The organism is Pantoea sp. App145, assembly GCF_047947045.1.
GTDB lineage: Bacteria > Pseudomonadota > Gammaproteobacteria > Enterobacterales > Enterobacteriaceae > Pantoea.
The window spans coordinates 4,207,137-4,223,351 of the sequence record NZ_CP133290.1; the positions used below are offsets into that span (position 1 = coordinate 4,207,137).

13 protein-coding genes are annotated in these 16,215 nt (G+C 56.2%); 12 read left to right on the forward strand and 1 reads right to left on the reverse strand.

All coding sequences use genetic code 11. The annotated features are described in order from the left end of the window. From nuoF to RCF31_RS19560, 12 genes are all read left to right on the forward strand, one after another. A complete protein-coding gene (gene nuoF / locus RCF31_RS19505; RefSeq protein WP_208617319.1) occupies positions 1-1,341 on the forward strand; it encodes an NADH-quinone oxidoreductase subunit NuoF in 1,341 nt (446 codons plus the stop codon). Positions 1,342-1,444: 103 nt separating this feature from the next. Then, positions 1,445-4,168: an NADH-quinone oxidoreductase subunit NuoG gene (gene nuoG, locus RCF31_RS19510; RefSeq protein ID WP_416412020.1), complete on the forward strand. Its 2,724-nt coding sequence runs from the start codon at positions 1,445-1,447 to the stop codon at positions 4,166-4,168. After that, on the forward strand, positions 4,165-5,139 hold the full coding sequence (nuoH, locus tag RCF31_RS19515; RefSeq protein ID WP_313688941.1) for an NADH-quinone oxidoreductase subunit NuoH: 975 nt from the start codon (positions 4,165-4,167) through the stop codon (positions 5,137-5,139). The genes nuoG and nuoH overlap by 4 nt, the downstream gene beginning before the upstream one ends. A gap of 11 nt (positions 5,140-5,150) precedes the next feature. After that, a complete protein-coding gene (gene nuoI, locus RCF31_RS19520; protein WP_013509879.1) occupies positions 5,151-5,693 on the forward strand; it encodes an NADH-quinone oxidoreductase subunit NuoI in 543 nt (180 codons plus the stop codon). Between the two features lie 9 nt (positions 5,694-5,702). Then, positions 5,703-6,254, forward strand: a complete 552-nt coding sequence (gene nuoJ, locus RCF31_RS19525; RefSeq protein ID WP_299445336.1) for an NADH-quinone oxidoreductase subunit J — start codon at positions 5,703-5,705, stop codon at positions 6,252-6,254. Continuing rightward, a complete protein-coding gene (nuoK, locus tag RCF31_RS19530) occupies positions 6,251-6,553 on the forward strand; it encodes an NADH-quinone oxidoreductase subunit NuoK (RefSeq protein ID WP_013509877.1) in 303 nt (100 codons plus the stop codon). Before nuoJ ends, nuoK begins: the two co-directional genes overlap by 4 nt. Further along, the gene (nuoL, locus tag RCF31_RS19535) at positions 6,550-8,385 is read left to right on the forward strand and encodes an NADH-quinone oxidoreductase subunit L (RefSeq protein WP_416412021.1); all 1,836 of its coding nucleotides are present in this window, start codon (positions 6,550-6,552) and stop codon (positions 8,383-8,385) included. Before nuoK ends, nuoL begins: the two co-directional genes overlap by 4 nt. A 91-nt stretch (positions 8,386-8,476) precedes the next feature. Next, positions 8,477-9,997 (forward strand): NADH-quinone oxidoreductase subunit M, encoded by a 1,521-nt coding sequence (gene nuoM / locus RCF31_RS19540; RefSeq protein ID WP_299445355.1) that lies wholly within the window; start codon positions 8,477-8,479, stop codon positions 9,995-9,997. Positions 9,998-10,003: 6 nt separating this feature from the next. Next, positions 10,004-11,467 (forward strand): NADH-quinone oxidoreductase subunit NuoN, encoded by a 1,464-nt coding sequence (nuoN, locus tag RCF31_RS19545; protein WP_084876110.1) that lies wholly within the window; start codon positions 10,004-10,006, stop codon positions 11,465-11,467. Between the two features lie 121 nt (positions 11,468-11,588). Then, entirely contained in the window at positions 11,589-12,935 is a 1,347-nt protein-coding gene (locus RCF31_RS19550; protein WP_416412022.1) for an HdeD family acid-resistance protein, read from the forward strand. Next, a complete protein-coding gene (locus RCF31_RS19555; RefSeq protein WP_416412023.1) occupies positions 12,932-14,044 on the forward strand; it encodes an MFS transporter in 1,113 nt (370 codons plus the stop codon). The genes RCF31_RS19550 and RCF31_RS19555 overlap by 4 nt, the downstream gene beginning before the upstream one ends. Before the next feature lie 30 nt (positions 14,045-14,074). Then, complete coding sequence (locus RCF31_RS19560) at positions 14,075-14,524, forward strand: GNAT family N-acetyltransferase (protein WP_416412024.1); 450 nt, start codon at positions 14,075-14,077, stop codon at positions 14,522-14,524. A 28-nt stretch (positions 14,525-14,552) separates the two neighbouring features. On the opposite strand, the gene RCF31_RS19565 is transcribed toward RCF31_RS19560, so the two are convergent. After that, positions 14,553-16,211 carry a glucan biosynthesis protein D gene (locus RCF31_RS19565; RefSeq protein WP_416412025.1) on the reverse strand — a complete coding sequence of 553 codons (1,659 nt, stop codon included), beginning with the start codon at positions 16,209-16,211 and terminating at the stop codon, positions 14,553-14,555. Positions 16,212-16,215 lie beyond the last annotated feature (4 nt).

Sequence of the window (16,215 nt, forward strand, 5' to 3'; positions counted from 1 at the left end):
ATCAAACAGATCATTCGTACTGCGGAAACGCATCCACTGACCTGGCGTCTGCGCGATGACAAACAGCCGGTATGGATTGACGAATATCGCAGCAAAAACGGTTACGTTGGCGCGGAAAAAGCGCTGAAAGGCATGAGTCAGGACGAAATCGTCGCAGCGGTGAAAGACTCCGGTCTGAAAGGCCGTGGTGGTGCAGGCTTTAACACCGGCCTGAAATGGAGCCTGATGCCGAAAGACGAATCCATGAACATCCGTTACCTGCTGTGTAACGCCGATGAGATGGAACCAGGTACTTATAAAGACCGCCTGCTGATGGAGCAACTGCCGCACCAGCTGGTGGAAGGGATGCTGATCAGCGCCTTTGCACTGAAAGCCTACCGTGGCTACATCTTCCTGCGCGGTGAATATATCGAGGCGGCGGTGCATCTGCGCAAAGCAATCGCTGAAGCCACCGAAGCCGGATTTCTCGGCAAAAACATTCTCGGCACCGGTTTTGATTTCGAGCTGATCGTGCATACCGGGGCGGGTCGCTACATTTGTGGTGAAGAAACCGCGTTAATTAACTCACTGGAAGGGCGTCGCGCTAACCCGCGTTCCAAGCCACCGTTCCCGGCCAGTGCCGGCGTCTGGGGCAAACCGACCTGTGTTAATAACGTTGAGACGCTGTCGAACGTACCGGCCATCTTCCTCAATGGGGTGGAGTGGTACAAGAACATCTCCAAAAGTGACGATACCGGCACCAAAATGATGGGCTTCTCGGGCCGCGTGAAAAACCCGGGGGTCTGGGAGCTGCCGTTCGGTATCACCGCACGTGAGATTCTGGAAGATTATGCCGGTGGCATGCGCGATGGCCTGAAGTTCAAAGCCTGGCAACCGGGCGGCGCAGGCACTGACTTTCTCACCGATCAACACCTCGACCTGCCGATGGAATTTGCCAGCATTGGTAAAGCCGGTAGCCGTCTGGGGACCGCGCTGGCGATGGCGGTTGACCATGAGATCAACATGGTGTCGCTGGTGCGCAATCTGGAAGAGTTCTTTGCCCGCGAATCCTGCGGCTGGTGTACGCCATGCCGTGATGGTCTGCCGTGGAGCGTGAAGATCCTGCGTGCGCTGGAACAGAAACAAGGCCAGCCGGGTGATATCGAAACCCTGCAACAGCTTTGTCGCCAGCTTGGCCCAGGTAAAACCTTCTGTGCCCATGCGCCTGGTGCGGTAGAGCCATTGCAGAGTGCTATTAAATATTTCCGTGAAGAGTTTGAAGCCGGCATTGCGCCGCAGGTATTTGGCAATACCCGAGCCATCGGCGGTATCCAGCCGAACCTGCTGAAAGCGCGCTGGTAATCAGCCGCCGTACACGGATTACCCGGCGCGATTGCCTCGCGTGGGGAAAGAAATAGATGTTTAACGCTCGTCCCCGGACGGGCCTTACGGAAGCATATTCACTATGGCTACTATCCATGTAGACGGTAAAGAGTATGAAGTGAACGGGTCGGACAACCTGCTACAGGCTTGTCTGTCTCTGGGCCTTGATATTCCTTATTTTTGCTGGCATCCGGCGCTGGGAAGCGTGGGTGCCTGTCGCCAGTGCGCGGTAAAGCAATTCCAGAATGCCGAAGATACCCGCGGTCGCCTTGTCATGTCATGCATGACGCCCGCATCGGACGGCACCTTTATTTCCATCGACGATGGCGAAGCGAAAGAGTTTCGTGAAAGCGTGGTGGAATGGCTGATGACCAACCACCCGCATGACTGTCCGGTGTGCGAAGAGGGCGGTAACTGCCACCTGCAGGATATGACGGTAATGACGGGCCACAGCTTCCGTCGCTATCGCTTCACCAAACGTACTCACCAGAATCAGGACCTCGGCCCGTTCATTTCTCATGAAATGAACCGCTGCATCGCCTGTTATCGCTGTGTGCGTTACTACAAAGATTACGCCGATGGCACCGACCTTGGCGTGTATGGCGCGCATGACAACGTCTACTTTGGTCGTCCGGAAGATGGCACGCTGGAAAGCGAATTCTCCGGTAACCTGGTAGAAATCTGTCCGACCGGGGTCTTCACCGATAAAACCCACTCCGAGCGTTATAACCGTAAGTGGGATATGCAGTTTGCGCCGAGCATCTGCCAGCAATGCAGCGTCGGTTGTAACACCAGCCCCGGTGAGCGTTACGGCGAATTACGTCGTATCGAAAACCGTTATAACGGCACGGTAAACCACTACTTCCTGTGTGACCGTGGTCGCTTTGGTTACGGTTACGTCAACCTGAAGGACCGTCCGCGCCATCCGGTACAGCTGCGTGGCAATGACTGGGTCACCCTGAATGCTGAGCAGGCTGTGAACGCAGCGGCAGATGTGTTGCGTCAGGCGAAAAAAGTCATCGGGATTGGCTCTCCGCGTGCCAGCATCGAAAGTAACTTTGCCCTGCGCGAGCTGGTGGGAGCGGATAACTTCTCCACCGGTATGCCAGCGGGCGAGCAGGCGCGTCTGGAACTGATGCTCAAAGTGCTGCGCGAAGGCGGTATCTATACCCCGTCTCTGCGTGAGATTGAAAGCTACGATGCGGTGCTGGTGCTGGGCGAAGATCTGACTCAGGTTGGTGCGCGCGTGGCACTGTCCGTGCGTCAGGCGGTGAAGGGTAAAGCACGCGAAATGGCCGCCGCACAGAAAGTGGCTGACTGGCAAATCGCGGCGATCCTCAACATCGGACAACACGCCAAACACCCGCTGTTCGTGACCAACGTCGATGAAACCCGTCTGGATGATATCGCCGCGTGGAGCTATCGCGCTCCGGTGGAAGATCAGGCGCGTCTCGGTTTTGCTATCGCGCATGCGCTGGATGAAAGCGCGCCAGCGGTTGGCGATTTTGACAAGACGCTGAACGGTAAGCTGGATGTGGTGGTACAGGCGCTGACCGGGGCGAAAAAGCCGCTGATTATCTCCGGTACTCACTCTGGCAGCACCGCAATGATTGAAGCGGCCGCCAACGTGGCTAAAGCGCTGAAAGCGCGTGGTGCGGATGTCGGCATCACCCTGCTGGCATCCGCCGCTAACAGCATCGGCCTTGGCTTGATGGGCGGTGCATCGCTGGATAGTGCCCTGGCGCAACTGAGCAACGGCGAAGCCGATACGCTGGTCGTGCTGGAAAACGATCTGTATCGCCACGCGCCGAAGGCGACGGTGGACGCGGCACTGGCGCAGGCTGCCAACGTGATTGTGGTTGATCATCAACGCACCGCCACGCTGGAAAAAGCCAACCTGGTGTTCTCCACCGCCAGCTTTGCCGAAAGCGACGGTACCTCGATCAACCATGAAGGTCGCGCTCAGCGCTTCTTCCAGGTTTACGATCCGGCTTACTACGACAACAGCGTGGTGATGCTGGAAAGCTGGCGCTGGCTGCATTCATTGCACAGCACCGTAGAAAGTCGCCACATTGACTGGACGCTGCTCGACCATGTGATTGATGCCGCCGTCGCGGCACTGCCGCAGTTGAAAGGCATCAAAGATGCAGCACCGGATGCCAGCTTCCGTATTCGTGGTCAGAAACTGGCGCGTTCCCCGCATCGTTACAGTGGCCGTACTGCGGCGCGCGCGAATATCAGCGTGCACGAACCGCGTCAGCCGCAGGATAAAGACACCATGTTCGCCTTCTCGATGGAAGGGAACAACCAGCCGAATGCTGCGCGTTCGCAGATTCCGTTTGCCTGGGCGCCAGGCTGGAACTCCCCACAGGCATGGAACAAATTCCAGGCCGAAGTGGGCGGTAAGCTGCGCAATGGCGACCCGGGTGTGCGTCTGTTTGAGGCCGCAGAAGGTTCACTGCCGTGGTTCAGTGCCGTGCCGGAAAGTTTTGTCGGTGGCAGCCAGTGGCGCGTGGCCCCTTACTATCAGCTGTTCGGTAGTGAAGAGATGACGCAACGTTCACCGGTGTTCCAGAAACGTATGTCCCCGGCCACGCTGGTGATCAACCCAGCCGACGCTGAGAAGCTCGGTGTGAATAACGGTGCGGCGGTGGAGCTGGTGTGTGCTGGTGAAACCCTGCGCCTGCCGGTACGTTTCTCCGCGTCATTGCAGGCGGGGCAGGTAGGTCTGCCACTCGGTATGCCGGGTGTACCGCCGTTCCTCTCGGGTGCGCAAATTGACAAACTGCAGGAGGCGGCGCAATGAGCTGGCTGACACCGGACGTTATTGACATCCTGATTAGCATCGGCAAAGCCATCGTCATCCTGCTGGTGGTGGTGGGTTGTGGTGCCTTCATGAGCTTTGCCGAGCGTCGTCTGCTCGGCTTATGGCAGAACCGTTACGGACCGAACCGTGTAGGTTGGGGCGGTTCGCTGCAACTGGCAGCGGACATGATCAAAATGTTCTTTAAAGAGGACTGGATTCCGCCGTTTACCGACCGATTCATCTTTACCCTCGCCCCGGTAATTGCGTTTGTTTCGCTGCTGCTGGCGTTTGCAATTGTGCCGGTCACGCCGACCTGGATGGTGACTGACCTGAATATCGGTCTGCTGTTCTTCCTGATGATGGCGGGTCTGGCGGTGTACGCGGTGCTGTTTGCGGGCTGGTCGAGTAACAACAAATATTCGCTGCTGGGTGCGATGCGTGCTTCCGCGCAGACCCTGAGCTACGAAGTGTTCCTCGGTCTGTCGCTGATGGGCGTGGTAGCGCAGGCGGGGTCGTTCAATCTGAATGCCATTGTCGAAAGCCAGGCGCACCTGTGGAACATCATTCCGCAATTCTTCGGCTTCCTTACTTTCTGTATCGCAGGCGTTGCGGTGTGTCACCGTCATCCGTTTGACCAGCCGGAAGCCGAGCAGGAACTGGCCGATGGTTATCACATCGAATACGCCGGGATGAAGTTCGGTCTGTTCTTTGTCGGTGAATACGTGGCCATCACCACCGTGTCAGCGCTGATTGTAACGCTGTTCTTCGGTGGCTGGCAGGGGCCGTTCCTGCCGCCGATCATCTGGTTTGCCGTTAAGACTGCGTTCTTCATGGTGATGTTTATCCTGATTCGTGCTGCGCTTCCGCGTCCACGCTATGACCAGGTGCTGTCGTTCGGCTGGAAAGTGTGTCTGCCGTTGACGCTGTTGAACCTGCTGGCGACCGCCGCAGTGATTCTGTCTGCGCAGTAAGGGGTTTTGAGATGACTTTAAAAGATATTGTCGTTGGCTTCGGCACGACAGTGCGCAGTATCTGGATGATAGGCATGCATGCCTTCGCCAAACGCGAAACCCAGATGTACCCGGAAGAACCGGTGTACCTGCCGCCACGCTACCGTGGCCGCATCGTGCTGACGCGCGATCCGGACGGTGAGGAGCGTTGCGTTGCCTGTAACCTGTGTGCGGTAGCCTGTCCGGTAGGCTGTATTTCGCTGCAAAAAGCCGAAATGCAGGATGGCCGCTGGTATCCGGAATTCTTCCGCATCAACTTCTCACGCTGCATCTTTTGTGGCCTGTGCGAAGAAGCCTGTCCGACTACGGCTATCCAGCTGACCCCGGATTTCGAACTGGGTGAGTTTAAGCGTCAGGATTTGGTGTACGAAAAACAGGATCTGTTGATCTCCGGTCCGGGTAAATATCCGGAGTACAACTTCTACCGCATGGCGGGTATGGCAATTGACGGGAAAGGTAAAGGCGATGCAGAAAACGAAGCCAAACCGATCGACGTCAAAGGCTTGTTACCTTAAGGAGCAGGTATGGAATTTGCGTTTTATCTTTGCGGACTGGTGGCGGTGTTGACGACGCTACGCGTCATCACTCACACCAACCCGGTACATGCGCTGCTGTACCTGATTGTTTCGCTGCTGTCGATTGCGGGTGTGTTCTTTTCGATGGGCGCTTACTTTGCCGGTGCGCTGGAAATCATCGTCTACGCCGGTGCCATTATGGTGCTGTTCGTGTTCGTGGTGATGATGCTGAACCTTGGCAAAACCCAGCAGGATCAGGAGCGCGAGTGGCTGAAGCCATCGCTGTGGATTGGTCCTGGCATCGTGTCCTTACTGCTGCTGGTGGTGATGATTTATGCCATCAGCACCGCACATGATCAGGGTATTGATGGCACCGTTATTGACGCCAAAGCGGTGGGTATCAGCCTGTTTGGTCCTTATGTTCTGGCTGTGGAGCTGGCGTCGATGCTGCTGCTGGCCGGTCTGGTTGTGGCCTTCCATATCGGACGTGAAGAGCGTCAGGGCGAAGTGTTAAGCAACCGTCCGGCAGAGGCGCAAGGGAATAAGGAGGAGCACGCATGATCCCGTTACAACACGGCCTGATTCTGGCTGCTGTGCTGTTTGTTCTTGGCCTGACCTCACTGGTGCTGCGCCGTAACCTGCTGTTTATGCTGATTGGTCTGGAAATCATGATCAACGCTGCCGCGCTGGCGCTGGTGGTGGCAGGCAGCTACTGGGGACAAGCGGACGGCCAGGTAATGTACATTCTGGCCATCAGCCTCGCGGCGGCGGAAGCCAGTATTGGTCTGGCGCTGCTGCTCCAGCTCTATCGTCGTCGTCAGACGCTGAACATTGATACTGTGAGCGAGATGCGCGGATGAATCTTCTCTACTTAACCGTTTTATTTCCGCTAATTGGCTTCGTGCTGTTGGCATTTTCCCGTGGTCGCTGGTCGGAGAACCTGTCTGCCGCTGTGGGGATGGGCTCAGTCGGTCTGGCTGCCCTGACCACCATTTTTGTCGGCATGGATTTCTTCAGCCAGGGGCAGCAGCCGTTTACGCAGGCGCTCTGGACCTGGATGAACGTCGGGCACTTCGACATCAAAGTCAACCTGGTGCTGGATGGCCTGTCGCTGACGATGTTGTCCGTGGTGACCGGGGTTGGCTTCTTCATCCACATGTTCGCGTCCTGGTACATGCGCGGTGAAGAGGGATACTCACGCTTCTTCGCTTACACCAACCTGTTTATCGCCAGCATGGTGGTTCTGGTGCTGGCCGATAACCTGATGCTGATGTATCTCGGCTGGGAAGGGGTGGGGCTGTGTTCCTATCTGCTGATCGGTTTCTACTACAGCAACCCGGACAATGGCAAAGCAGCAATGAAAGCCTTCATCATTACCCGTGTGGGTGATGTGTTCCTGGCTTTAGCCTTATTCATCCTCTACAACGAACTGGGTACGCTGAACTTCCGCGAACTGATGGAACTGGCTCCGGCACACTTTGCGGCTGACAACCATATGTTGCAGTGGGCTACCCTGCTGTTACTGGGTGGTGCGGTGGGTAAATCAGCACAGCTGCCGTTGCAGACGTGGCTGGCGGATGCGATGGCCGGTCCGACGCCGGTTTCTGCACTGATCCACGCCGCGACCATGGTGACGGCGGGTGTCTATCTGATCGCCCGTACGCATGGCCTGTTCCTGCTGACGCCGGATGTGCTGCATCTGGTCGGTATCGTGGGGGCTATCACCCTGGTGCTGGCGGGTTTTGCCGCGCTGGTGCAGACCGATATCAAACGCGTGCTGGCTTACTCGACCATGAGCCAGATTGGCTACATGTTCCTGGCGCTTGGTGTTCAGGCGTGGGATGCGGCGATTTTCCACCTGATGACCCATGCGTTCTTTAAAGCGCTGCTGTTCCTCTCTTCAGGTTCGGTGATTCTGGCCTGCCATCACGAGCAGAACATCTTCAAAATGGGTGGTCTGCGTAAGAGCATCCCGCTGGTGTATGCCTGCTTCCTGGTGGGTGGTGCGGCACTGGCCGCGCTGCCACTGATTACCGCAGGTTTCTACAGTAAAGATGAAATCCTGTTTGGTGCGCTGGCCAATGGCCACATCAATCTGATGGTTGCCGGTCTGGTTGGGGCGTTCCTGACCTCTATCTATACTTTCCGCATGATTTTCATCGTCTTCCATGGCGAAGAAAAAATTCATGCCCATGCCGGTAAAGGCATTACTCATCATCTGCCGCTGATTGTGCTGCTGGTGCTGTCGACCTTCATTGGTGCGCTGATTACTCCACCGCTGGCAGGTGTTCTGCCGCAGAACGAGTTTGGTGAAGGCGGCAAAGTGGGGCTGGAAATCACCTCTGGCGTGGTGGCTATCGTCGGTATCCTGATTGCTGCGGCGCTGTGGCTGGGCAAACGTCAGCTGGTGACCCGCGTTGCCAACAGTGCACCGGGCCGTTTCTTCGGGACCTGGTGGTTTGCGGCCTGGGGCTTCGACTGGCTGTACGACAAAGTGTTCGTTAAGCCATTCCTCGGCATTGCCTGGCTGTTGCACCGTGACCCGCTGAACTCGCTGATGAATCTGCCCGCGCTGATTTCACGCGTTGGCAACAAGGGGCTGGTGGTCAGCGAAAACGGCTATCTGCGCTGGTATGTGGCGTCCATGAGTGTCGGTGCTGTGGTCGTTCTGGCCCTGCTGCTGGTGGTTTAAAAAGATTGATGGGCGGGGTGGCGGTCTTTCCTTCACCCCAGTCGAGAAAGTAAAAATTGCCTGATAAAGGCAAAAAAAAGGGAAGTACGCCGTGTTATTACCTTGGCTAATAATCATACCTTTTCTCGGTGGCTTGCTGTGCTGGCTGGCCGAGCGCCTTGGCGCGAAGGTGCCGCGTTGGATTGCCCTGATCACCATGGGGCTGACGCTGGTGCTCTCTATGCAGCTGTGGTTGCAGGGAGGCTATTCACTGACGCAGGCGACAGGAATGCCGCAGTGGCAATCAGAATATTCGGTGCCGTGGATCCCGCGTTTCGGTATCCATTTCCATCTGGCGATTGATGGTCTGTCGCTGCTGATGGTGGTGCTGACCGGTCTGCTCGGTCTGATGGCGGTACTCTGCTCCTGGAAAGAAATTGAGAAATATCAGGGCTTTTTCCACCTCAACCTGATGTGGATTCTCGGTGGCGTGATTGGCGTGTTCCTCTCCATCGACATGTTCCTGTTCTTCTTCTTCTGGGAAATGATGCTGGTGCCGATGTACTTCCTCATCGCGCTCTGGGGTCATAAAGCGTCGGACGGGAAAACCCGTATCACCGCCGCCACCAAGTTCTTTATTTATACCCAGGCATCGGGTCTGGTGATGCTGATTGCCATCCTGGCGTTGGTGTTTGTGCACTACAACGCCACCGGCGTGTGGACCTTCAGCTACGAAGAATTGCTGAAAACGCCGATGTCCCACACCGTGGAATATCTGCTGATGCTGGGCTTCTTTATCGCCTTCGCGGTAAAAATGCCGGTGGTACCGTTGCACGGCTGGTTGCCAGATGCGCACAGTCAGGCACCGACAGCCGGTTCGGTGGACCTCGCCGGGATTCTGCTGAAAACTGCCGCTTATGGTCTGCTGCGCTTCAGTCTACCGCTGTTCCCGCATGCCTCGGCGGAGTTTGCACCGATTGCTATGTGGCTGGGCGTCATCGGTATCTTCTACGGTGCCTGGATGGCGTTTGCACAGACAGATATCAAACGCCTGATCGCTTACACCTCTATCTCGCACATGGGCTTCGTGCTGATTGCTATCTACACCGGCAGCCAGCTGGCGTTCCAGGGCGCAGTGGTACAGATGATTGCGCATGGCCTGTCCGCCGCTGCGCTGTTCATCCTGTGTGGCCAGCTGTATGAACGTCTGCACACGCGTGATATGCGCCAGATGGGTGGCTTGTGGTCACGCATCAAATGGATTCCGGGACTGTCGCTGTTCTTTGCCGTCGCCAATCTGGGGATGCCGGGCACCGGTAACTTTGCCGGGGAATTTATGATTCTCACCGGCAGTTTCCAGGTGGTGCCGGTGATTATCGTGATTGCCACTTTTGGTCTGGTATTCGCCTCAGTCTATTCACTGGTGATGATGCAGCGCGCTTATTACGGTGAAGCAAAATCACAGGCGCCGCTGCCAGGCATGTCACCGCGTGAGTTCATTATGATTATGGTTCTGGTGGTGCTGCTGGTTCTGCTCGGGGTGTATCCGCAGCCGATCCTCGACACTTCCCATGCTGCAATGAGCAACATTCAGCAGTGGTTTACCGCTTCAATTTCAACTACAAGGCCGTAATTCGCCATGACAATAACTCCTCAACAATTGATCGCGTTACTGCCGCTGTTGATCGTCGGATTGACGGTGGTGGTTGTGATGCTGTCCATTGCGTGGCGACGCAACCATTTTGTTAATGCCACGCTGACGGTCATTGGTCTTAACCTGGCGCTGCTTTCTCTGTGGTTTGTTGCCCATGTCGGGCCAATGGATGTCACGCCGATGCTGCGTGTCGATGGCTACTCTATCTTCTACACCGGGCTGGTGATGCTGGCGAGTCTCGCGACCTGCACCTTCGCTTACCCGTGGCTGGCCGGTTTCCCGGACAACAAAGATGAGTTCTATCTGCTGGTGCTGATTGCGGCACTCGGCGGTATCGTGCTGGCCAGCGCCAACCATCTGGCGGCGCTGTTTATCGGTATCGAACTGCTGTCACTGCCGCTGTTTGGTTTGATTGGTTACGCTTTCCGCCAGAAACGTTCACTGGAAGCGGCACTGAAATACACCATTCTGTCGGCAGCAGCGTCATCGTTCCTGTTGTTCGGTATTGCGCTGATCTATGCCGACTCCGGTAGCCTGAGCTTTGTTCAGCTGGGTAAAAGCCTGAACGACAGCATGATGCAGCAGCCGTTGTTGCTGGTTGGCCTCGGGATGATGATTATCGGTCTCGGCTTCAAACTGTCGCTGGTGCCGTTCCATCTGTGGACGCCTGATGTGTACCAGGGCGCACCTGCACCGGTCTCTACCTTCCTGGCGACCGCCAGCAAAATCGCTATCTTCGGCGTGATCATGCGTTTGTTTATGTACGCGCCGGTGACCGACAGCGAAGCCGTACGCACCGTGTTGGGTGTCATTGCCTTCGTCTCAATCCTGTTCGGTAACCTGATGGCGATTTCGCAGAGCAACATCAAGCGTCTGCTGGGTTATTCCTCCATCGCCCACCTGGGTTACCTGCTGGTGGCGCTGATTTCGGTGAAAACCCATCAGCTGTCACTGGAAACTGCTGGGGTGTATCTGGCCGGTTACCTGTTCAGCAGCCTGGGTGCTTTCGGTGTGGTCAGCCTGATGTCCAGCCCGTATCGTGGCCCGGATGCCGACACCCTGTACTCTTATCGTGGCCTGTTCTGGCACCGTCCGATTCTGTCAGCGGTGATGACCATCATGATGCTGTCGCTGGCGGGTATCCCGATGACGCTGGGCTTTATCGGTAAGTTCTACGTGATCGCTTCGGGTGTGAATGCGCACCTGTGGTGGCTGACCGGCGCAGTGGTGGCGGGTAGCGCCATCGGTCTTTACTACTACCTGCGTGTAACGGTGAGTCTGTACCTCAGTCCGCCGGAACTGCATACGCGCGATCGTGATACCCCGGCCAACTGGGCCTTCACTGCCGGTGGGGTGGTGGTACTGATTTCCGCCATTCTGGTCCTGCTGTTGGGTGTCTATCCGCAGCCGCTGATCTCGCTGGTGCAAATGGCACAGCCGCTGATGTAAGCATGATACGTTACTGACAAATCAGGCCCCCGGGCCTGATTTTTTTTGCCTGTTATCTCAGACAACCCCGCCACCGATTGCTAACTTTTAAGTCATGTTCATCCCGCTGCGCTGAGGTAATGTGATTAAGTTGATCTTTCTGCTGACCGGTGCCCAGGTGATCCGTCGACGCTGGTATTGGCTGGCTTTGACTGGCATGGCGTTGCTGCTACTGGCGGCGTTGATCTTCTACGATATTGCCAGTGACGGCTTGCTTTCGGTTCCACTGGATATGCTCGCGCTATTTTTTATTATTGAAGGCATGGTGCAGATGACACTCGCCTTTATCCGCGAAATGCGCATTGATGGGTTGACCCTGCTCAAGGCGCTGGGCTTGTGGTGTATCGGCTTTTTGATTCTCAATATTCCGCAGGATAACAATGATGTATCGGCAGTGCTGTTTGGCATCGCCTTTATGGTTGATGGTTTGTTCCGCTTCGTGGCCGCCATCGTGTTACGTGGCTGGCGCTGGAAGAAGCAATGCGTTACCGGCGTGGTGGAATGGATTATCAGTATTCTGATCATCAGTGACTGGCCGTTTCATCATCACATCGCCGTACCACTGTGTTTCTCGTTACTGTTGCTAAGTATTGGCACCACGTTGCTACAGATGGCGCGTCAGGCACACCTGCTGACGGCCAACAGCACGGTGACCACGCTACCCCTGTTTAAGGTGGGCGGATTGCGACAGTGGCACAGCAGCCAGTATGTGCATCCCCCTTTTCCCCTTCAGCCACCTCCCCAGCTGCTCAAGGTCTATGTCTGGACTCCGTTAGGTTCGATCAGGCTGCGCGAGAGTTACCGGTTAATTAATCGCTATATCGCTGCGGTTGATCAGCACGGGGTGATCTCGACCGGGCATACTTCGCTGGCGGTCGGAGATGGTCTGTATATCAGTCACTATCCACTCGAGGATATTGATCGCGATAGCAGTAACTTCCGCGCAGTGTTGCGCTCGGGGGAGCATAACGATGTCGCGGGGCGTTTTCTGGCCTCTTTGTCACTAGAGGTGGCTGACTGGTGTCAGCCCGATAAACAGATCCTGTTTTCACATTACAATTTTAAGGCCTTGCAAAATTTCTGGCATAGCTACCGGCTGGACAGTACCTACAACCTGACGGCGCGTAATTGCTCATCTGCGGTGATACAGGCGCTGGATGTGGCGATTGAGGGGATTCTGGCACGACAGCCGTATGCTGGCTTACGCCTGCTGGCTGACCCTAATTTTTGGCTATTAGGCGTGGTACGCGGCAGGGCAGAGGAGATGGCCTGGACACCAGGCCTGGTGCTGGATTACGTGCGTCTGCTCAAGCGGGTGATTGAACCGCAGCCCATCAGGCTGTGGCCAGTGCGGCTGTGGCAGAGTTTGCGCTTACGCTTTACCTTATGGCAGCAGAAGCGGACGCCTTCGCGCAGCGTGATAAAATGACGCGTAATCGCGCGATGATCCTCCTCGCCATTACCATCTTTGGTTTGACCTACGGCTTAAGTGCGCCTTTGATTGCGTTGCGGCTATCAAAGGCGGGATACAGTGAAACGCAAATCGGCATCAATGCGGCGATGCATGCGCTGGGCGTGCTGCTTATCGCGCCAGCATTGCCCGCTCTCATCCGTCGTTTTGCGCCTAAATTCCTACTTACTATGTCGCTGCTGGTCACGGTGTTGTTGTTGATCCTTTTTCCTGTGCTGCCTATTAGCAGCAGCTTCTTGCTGCGGCTGCTGTTGGGGATGGCCTCAGAAGTGATTTTGGTGGTGACGGAAACCTGGCTGAATCAGCAAGCTGTGGAGCATAACCGGGCAAAAATGCTGGCAACTTACACCGCGATGCTGTCAGCAGGATTCGCGCTCGGTCCTTTTATTCTGACGATACAGGGCAGTGGTGACGGCGCATTTATCACTGGTGCGGCCTTATCCGCCCTTGCTGTGTTGGCGCTGTGCGCTAGCGGCAAACTGCATTTCAGCGCGGAAGAGGGGACACCGCGAAAATTGTCGCGCTGGCTGCGCTTGTTACCCCTGGCGCTGGCGGCGACCATCCTTAATGCGGCGCTGGAAGCGGCGGGGATGAATCTGCTGGCGCTTTACGCCATCAATCTTGGCTGGTCTGAAGGACAGGCGACATCGTTGATTACCATTTTAATGGTTGGGGCGATCCTGTTGCAGCTCCCGATCGGTTGGCTGGCCGATCGTATGGATCGTCATCACTTAATTGTCTGGCTGGCGGCGTTGTCCACCCTCGGGGCGCTGGCCTGGCCGTTCGCGCTTCAGTCGCTATGGCTGGCGCGCTTGCTGCTGTTTTGCTGGGGCGGGGTATTTGTCGGTATTTACACGGTTATCATCACGCTGGTGGGGCAGCGTTTTCAGGGGTCGGAACTGGCGGCGGCCTATGCCGCGTTGTCAGTGGCCTGGGGGATTGGCGCTTTTATTGGTCCGGCATTGGGTGGGCTGGCAATGTCGCTAACGCTGCACGGCTTGCCGTGGCTGGCGGCGCTGTTATGTGCTTTTTTTACCGGTTTTGCACTACAACAACGACGTACGTGAGGTAAATTAACCCCCCAACAAGGAGGCTTTATGGAAATTAACTGGCTGGATATTCATCATCGTGATTTGAGCCTGCAACAACTTTATACGCTGCTGGCGCTGCGCAGTGAAGTGTTTGTGGTCGAGCAGCAATGTCCTTACCTTGATGTCGATGGGCAGGATCTGGTGGCGGAGAACCGTCATCTGTTAGGTATGCATGGTGATGAGCTGGTGGCCTACGCGCGTCTGTTATCACCTGCGGATGCACAAAGCCCGGTGAAGATAGGTCGCGTTATCGTTTCGGATCGCGCACGCGGTATCAATCTGGGTAACCGGTTAATGACCCAGGCATTGCAGGTTTGCCAGCAGCACTGGCCGCAACATACGCAGTTCCTCTCAGCGCAGGCGCATCTGCAATCGTTCTATGGTCGCCATGGCTTCGTCGCGGTGAGTGACATTTATCTGGAAGATGATATTCCGCATATCGACATGCAAAAATAATGGCGAGGTTTGCACCTCGCCATGTTTATCAGCCCGGCGTCATCTGCCGGTCATCAACGTATTTACGTTGATCCGGCGGCGGCGGGAAGTACTGATACAACCAGGTTTCACTCAGGGTTTCGTCTTTGGTGCGCAGGAACAGACGCATATCCACCGGTTTGGTGGAATCGCTGTTTGGATACCAGTCAAACAGGATGCGGTAACCGTCCAGCGGTTCCACGTAGAGAATCTCAACCTGTTTAATGGTACCGGCTGACACGGTGATCACCGGTTCGATTCCCTTCGGTGCAGCGGCTTTCAAATCGCCACCGACGAAATCCACCGCAAAGCGACGGCTCCACTGATCCGGGAAATGCTCGCCCGGCGCCCAGCCTTCCGGGAAGCCACCTATGCCGGTACGGGTCGCATCCACGCGTGCCAGACCGCTGCGCACCGGCGGCAGGCCACTCCAGTAAAGTTTGTACTGGAAGTTGAATTCGCTACCGGCTTTCACCGGTTCAGCCGGTTGCCAGAAGCAAACGATGTTATCCAGCGTTTCACCGGTGGTGGGGATTTCCATCAGATTGATAGCCCCTTTCCCCCATTTGCCAATCGGCTCGACCCACAGGCTTGGACGTTTGTCATACCAGCCAATCACATCCTGATAATCTTTAAAGTCATGATTGAGCTGCAACAGGCCAAAGCCGCGTGGGTTCTCATCCTGATAGGCGTTGAACTGCAAACGCTGCGGGTTGTTCAGCGGACGGGCGATCCATTCGCCGTTACCCGTCCACATCGCCAGACGATCGGAGTCATGGATCTGCGGATGATAGGTATTGCACATACGGCGCTCGTTGGTGCCGCAGCTGAACATGCTGGTCATCGGCGCGATACCCAGCTGACGGATCTCGTTGCGGGCAAACAGGTGGTTTTCCACCTCCATCACTACGCGTTCTGCTTCGCAGTGAATGGTGAACTTGTAGGCACCGGTGACGCTGGCACCATCCAGCAGGGCATATACCACAAAGGTGGTGTCTTCGGCTTTCGGCGTTTCAAACCAGAAGGCGGTGAAGTCCGGGAACTCTTCATGGCCGTTGCTGAAGGTGTTCACCGCCACGCCACGCGCGGAAAGGCCGTATTGATAAGTTTCATCGACGGCGCGGAAGTAGCTGGCACCGAGGAAGGAGACAATATCGCGACGCGCCAGCTCCGGCTTTTTAAATGCACGGAAACCCGCAAAGCCAAGATCGGTTTTGCCGACCAGCTGTTTGGTATCAACGTTGGCGTTGTTGTAGTTGAACAGCTCCGGGCGGAAGTGGATTTCACGCGCTTCGCGGCTGTCGGCATCGACGGAAAACATCCGGATACGGCGTTTAAACCCCATGCCAACGTGGAAAAATTGCACATCCAGCTCGCGATTGGGGATGTTATTCCACAGCGAATGGTTGGCGTCGTACTGAATTTCGTTATAGGCCTGCGGGGTCAGATTGGCCAGGGTGTCAGGCAGCGGGCCAGGCGCGCCACCCCAGGGCTGTCTGGCGAGTGCTGAGGCTTTCTTTTTCAGTACATCGAAATCGAAGCGCACTGCGGTCCCGTCGGCGATGCCATCATCGGCCCAGGCGGACTGCGCAAACAGCGTGGACAGACCCGTCATGCCGCTCAGGGCAGAGAGGGCCATTGACGCTTTCATAAACTTTCTACGATTCATGCCA

Bases quoted from the DNA above. Each gene is read 5' to 3' on its own strand.
- nuoJ (WP_299445336.1), top strand. From the start codon at position 5,703: ATGGAATTTGCGTTTTATCTTTGCGGACTGGTGGCGGTGTTGACGACG.
- nuoI (WP_013509879.1), top strand. From the start codon at position 5,151: ATGACTTTAAAAGATATTGTCGTTGGCTTCGGCACGACAGTGCGCAGT.
- nuoN (WP_084876110.1), top strand. From the start codon at position 10,004: ATGACAATAACTCCTCAACAATTGATCGCGTTACTGCCGCTGTTGATC.
- RCF31_RS19555 (WP_416412023.1), top strand. From the start codon at position 12,932: ATGACGCGTAATCGCGCGATGATCCTCCTCGCCATTACCATCTTTGGT.
- nuoG (WP_416412020.1), top strand. From the start codon at position 1,445: ATGGCTACTATCCATGTAGACGGTAAAGAGTATGAAGTGAACGGGTCG.
- nuoK (WP_013509877.1), top strand. From the start codon at position 6,251: ATGATCCCGTTACAACACGGCCTGATTCTGGCTGCTGTGCTGTTTGTT.
- RCF31_RS19560 (WP_416412024.1), top strand. From the start codon at position 14,075: ATGGAAATTAACTGGCTGGATATTCATCATCGTGATTTGAGCCTGCAA.
- RCF31_RS19565 (WP_416412025.1), bottom strand. From the start codon at position 16,211: ATGAATCGTAGAAAGTTTATGAAAGCGTCAATGGCCCTCTCTGCCCTG.
- nuoH (WP_313688941.1), top strand. From the start codon at position 4,165: ATGAGCTGGCTGACACCGGACGTTATTGACATCCTGATTAGCATCGGC.
- nuoL (WP_416412021.1), top strand. From the start codon at position 6,550: ATGAATCTTCTCTACTTAACCGTTTTATTTCCGCTAATTGGCTTCGTG.